The following is a 4,621-nucleotide window of genomic DNA, read 5'->3' on the forward strand; positions in this document are numbered from 1 at the left end:
ATTCAGGATCTCCTAAAGCTGGCACGTACCTAAACTTAATAGCGAGATTGCCACGCTCATCCTTCGTTCGCAATGACGAAAGTAGTTCCCGTGTCTGGCACGGGACAAGGTTTGTGATGGGGCGGAGCAGCATTATTTGACTTCCGCCTCGATCAGCGCCAAAGCTTTTTCGAGTACATCGCGCAATTCCTGTTGTTCGATCAGGATCAAGCGTTCATACTCGGCGCGGTTGATGATCTCGTTTTGAAATATCAATGTCGTCGCCAGCTTTTTAAACTCAGGAACAGAAACGGCGTCAAAATCATCCGCTGCTTTAGCAGACATAAAGTACGATTCCCACTCTGTGCCCTTGTAAGACGATGCCCAAAGGGGTCCGACCGGCAAGTGTTGACTGATATAAGCAACCCAGTGTGTATCAACCAGTTGGATAACTGTCTGTTCGTCTTCCATCGCATCCAGGTATTCCGCAGGTAAACTTGAGATTAACGGTCGCAGTTCATTGCTTTGCAGGCCTTGAAATGTCTGCTGGCCCAACACAGCGGTAAGCGCACTGGTTGAATAATCGGTCGTGAACCCGTTGACAAAAACTTTAGCGATCAATTCTATCGGCACACTGTTCAATTTCGGGTCGCGGACGCGTTTAAGTAATGTCTGCCCGGCCGTCATAATGTCGGTGTGTCGTTTCGAATATTTATCAATCGTAGCAATGTTAGTCTGTATTTCTTCATACAGGCGTTCCAGCGCCACATGCAAAGCCCGCTTATCTGCCTGGCGATCTGACCAGGCATTGATCTGGAAGGCGATGAGGATGCCCACGACCACAATTAGGAAGTCGAGAAAGACCGCGAACCAGTTCTGATCTCGGACGTGTTGAGTTATTCTTCTTAACAGCATTGGTGGACTCTTATTAACAGTGATTCTTTATAAGTGGCTCCCGTAGCGGGTACAGGACAAGCATCTTCGATATGAACGTTGATGCGGCTAAAGATCATGGCGCTGCCTCTGTATTAAGAAACCGAATTGTGCGTACTGAAAATGACTGCGCTTGATCCCCCAAAAATACGAATCCAAGGGAGTTCAATTTACTTAGGTCAGCTGTTTTAAACTCGGCAAGATCAATATTATACGTTTGCCATTGATCGGTTATCTCTAATTCATAGCGTGTTGATGAACCGTTATGTGGGTCTTCGTAATCTTCTAAGTTAAGCAATAATTTTTCTCCGCCCAGGTCACCTTTTAACTCTATTTGCAGCGTTTTGTAGTTAGCAGAATCAGATGCATTTCTATAATTCGAGAATATCCAAACGCCAGCCCAATCGGCCGTGCCCGGGTATGCTATATGCAAACTATTATCAGATTGTGCAAGCGTTTGATAATCAAATGCTCTTTGCTGCCAGCTTTCATCAATTTCGTCTGCAGTAAGTCCCTTAATTCTAAAATTATTCGAGTCGGTTGCCGAAATATAATAACTATGTAATGCAATTTGACCATCCACCATAACATCAGGATAGCCGAAGCGACTTGTGTACTTATGCATGTTGTCTAAGTGCTTGGTAGTTGTTGCAGAAACGTTCATTGTCTCGGTATCGACCATTTCTATTAAGGTCTTACCCATTTGCTCTAAACGCTCATATTTTTGTACTAAATTAGCTATATCATTTGCCCGTTCTAAAACAGCAATAGTGCTTTTTTCACTCAGTAAATCTGAGTAATCCGATTGTAGTGATTGAAATCTTTTATCCGATAAAAAGAATGGATCAAGGAATTCACCTTCGTGTAGGCCGTCAGGAAAATTGCTCGTATATTGCAACCAAAGATTTTTTATTAGATCATTATGATTTTGTTCATCAATTGAAATCTGACTTATCAAGTCATAATAATTGTAGAGTAGAGTTTCAATGTCAAAACCCTGCAATCTGTCCAATCCACCGGAAAGTTTCAAGGCTTCAAAACCACTGGTGTTAGGGCTGAAATAATGGAGTTCCTGGGCTTGTTTAAATGCTTCACCCGCAAAGCCTACCTCGTTCCTGCTTAAAATCTTTTTATCTGCAATAAATAGAAAATTACGTAATGAAAGACTCTGAGCCAATTCACGTTTTTTTCGGGTTTGGCTTAGAGCGTCCAAGTCTGCAGCAATATTACTGGCGATGGTTTTAAGATAACTATCAACCGATTCTTGTTGTTGTGTTTCGGCATTCCAGTTTGATACCTGGATTCCGATGAATACACCAACGACAACGATGAGAAAATCGAGGAACACCGCGAACCAGTTTTGGTCTCGGACGTGTTGAGTAATGCGTCTAAGTAACATCAGTGGACTCCAAAATACAAATGTAGTTTTAGAATGGTTCCCGTGTCACGCACGGGACAAGGTTGAGTTATTCTTCTTAATAGCATAATTAATCCTTAAATCTTACTGTCATTGTGAGACCCTCGATAGCCACTTTGTGGCTTCAAGGGATTCGTTCTATTTTTTATCGAATTCCTGAATACCGTGTCGTAGCACGGCACAAGCTCAATTCAGGATCTCATAAATTCTATTTTTTTCCCGTCATTGCGAACCAATTTTAATTGGTGTGGCAATCTCCTAAAGCTGCCACGTAGCTAAACTTAAAAGCGAGATTGCCGAGCTCATACTTTGCTCGCAATGACGCCATTAATCACACTCAAAATCATCCTCTCCTACCGCGCGACACTGCGGCGGGAAGCCATCCTTTTTCCAAAAATCATAAATGCCAACTTGTCGAATATACTGTTTGAATTCGGTAGACTGGCGATATTTTTTGAACGCCGGTTGCCAGTTAAACGTCCCGATACGGAATCCCGCATCAACCCCAAGCGGTCTGGTGGAGAGTTCAATGGCGTACTTGTCGCGATTACCGCGTTCCTGGTAAAAGCGCACCATATCATTGCCCAGTTCGGTATGGTCTTGGTCTAAATTCTGGAATGCTGCGTACAGTTCTTCCTGGCGCGGCCAGCCGTACAGATACCGGGTTGAATTTGTGGAGACCATGAACAGGGCTTTTTGTTTGCGTTGCGCCAGAGCGTAAAGCGGGGCATATTCGGTGCGTAATATGCCGTCTCTGGCCATGTCCAGGAATGCATTGAATGAAGCGTCGAGTTTTCCTTGCGCTTCCAGACCCAACACCAGGTTGGTGCGGCAGGACGAATGATAGGGTTCATACTTCACACAGGTTTGGTAATCACTGAGTGCCTCATCCAGACGTCCTACTGTGCGTTGCACATTACCACGCCAGATCAGTGCCGAGCCGTTACGCGGTTCGAGTTCGAGTGCTTTTGACAGTCCGGCGATGATACTGGACCAATCCGCGTACTCGCCGAGACTATCGGCATTAAAATATTCCACACTGGCCAGTACCGAAATAGCGGTTGCCGATTCCGGATCCAGTTCAAGGGCGCGTTCGGCAAACTGAATGGTTCTGCGTGTGGTTTCCTCAGGGGAGAGTTCATTCGCACGATAGGCGACCAGGACACCCCCGATCGCGGCACGCAATGCCCAGGCCTCGGCATAAGCTGGATCCAGCTCGATGGCTCTTGCCAATAAGGCATCGGCGCGGGGTAGAGTGGTGCGTTCCCGAAACAAGGTGCGGGCTTCCAGAAACAAGGCGTAGGCATCAACACTGTCGGTGCTGGCTTTTACCTTAAGCGGCTTGTTTGCAATCAGATTGGCCCCCAGTTCCGTCACAATGGCATTGGCGATATCGTCCTGGACCTGGAAAATATTCTCGACGGTCAAGGTATGGTCAAAGGTCTCGGACCACAAATGCACATCGGTTTTGGCGTCGATCAATTGTGCGGTAATCCGGATAGTGTCACCGGCCTTGCGCACACTGCCCTCCAGAATATGGCGGACGTTCAATCTTTTGGCAATCTCCGGTATTCCAAGTGACTCCTGGCCCTTGTAGCCAAAAGCCGAAGTACGCGACGCCACTTGCAGTCCATCAACCTTTACCAGAACATTCAGGATCTCTTCCGCAATGCCATCGGCAAAATATTCCTGATCCCCGTCGGGCGAAAGATCGGCAAACGCCAGCACCGCAATGGATCTGTCTGTGGCCGTGTTCCTTGTTTCAGCAGCAGCGTCTGCTGCAAGGGCAGATTCCTGAGCGGGTTTCACGGGATTTGACTGGATGACAATTGGTGGATTCATTTGTTGATAGACAAATAAACCTAAAACCCCGATTGCTGCGGCCAGAGTAATGTAATCCAGTTTTTTGGCCGTGATATTGGTGATGGAATCATCCCGGATAACATCTTTTTCTTTTTTGATTCCTTCGGGCGTGAGCTCAAAGGCCCAGGAGAAAAATATTGCCGGTATAAAGCCCACAAACAGCATTAATAAAATCGCCTTGCTAACACTGCTGGGCAGTTCCAGAATTGGCACCAGAGTGTTACTGACTTGCAGAACCAACCAGCCGATCACCAGGTAAGCGGCTGCCACCCGGAAAACGTTTCTGCGGTTTAGTTCTTTTAATAAACTCATGGTTTAATTTTTCCAGTCATTGCAAGACCCTCGATAGCCACATTGTGGCTTCAAGGGATCCGTTCTAATACATCGAATTCCTGAATTCAATTCAGGATCTCATAAATTCTATTTTTT

At 46.0% G+C, this 4,621-nt stretch carries 3 protein-coding genes; all 3 read right to left on the reverse strand.

The window, feature by feature from the left end:
- Positions 1–132: 132 nt before the first annotated feature.
- The 3 genes from HKN88_05835 to HKN88_05845 all read right to left on the reverse strand — a co-directional run bounded on the left by HKN88_05835 (position 133) and on the right by HKN88_05845 (position 4,504).
- A complete protein-coding gene (locus tag HKN88_05835; GenBank protein NNC97576.1) occupies positions 133–894 on the reverse strand; it encodes a hypothetical protein in 762 nt (253 codons plus the stop codon).
- Positions 895–988: 94 nt separating this feature from the next.
- Positions 989–2,311, reverse strand: a complete 1,323-nt coding sequence (locus HKN88_05840; protein NNC97577.1) for a hypothetical protein — start codon at positions 2,309–2,311, stop codon at positions 989–991.
- 345 nt (positions 2,312–2,656) lie between these two features.
- Positions 2,657–4,504, reverse strand: a complete 1,848-nt coding sequence (locus HKN88_05845; protein ID NNC97578.1) for a hypothetical protein — start codon at positions 4,502–4,504, stop codon at positions 2,657–2,659.
- Positions 4,505–4,621 lie beyond the last annotated feature (117 nt).

The sequence above is a fragment of the Gammaproteobacteria bacterium genome (assembly GCA_013001575.1).
Classification (GTDB): Bacteria; Pseudomonadota; Gammaproteobacteria; order Steroidobacterales; family JABDMI01; genus JABDMI01.

Coding starts and splice junctions, on each gene's coding strand:
- HKN88_05835 (NNC97576.1), bottom strand. CDS start 894: ATGCTGTTAAGAAGAATAACTCAACACGTCCGAGATCAGAACTGGTTC.
- HKN88_05845 (NNC97578.1), bottom strand. CDS start 4,504: ATGAGTTTATTAAAAGAACTAAACCGCAGAAACGTTTTCCGGGTGGCA.
- HKN88_05840 (NNC97577.1), bottom strand. CDS start 2,311: ATGTTACTTAGACGCATTACTCAACACGTCCGAGACCAAAACTGGTTC.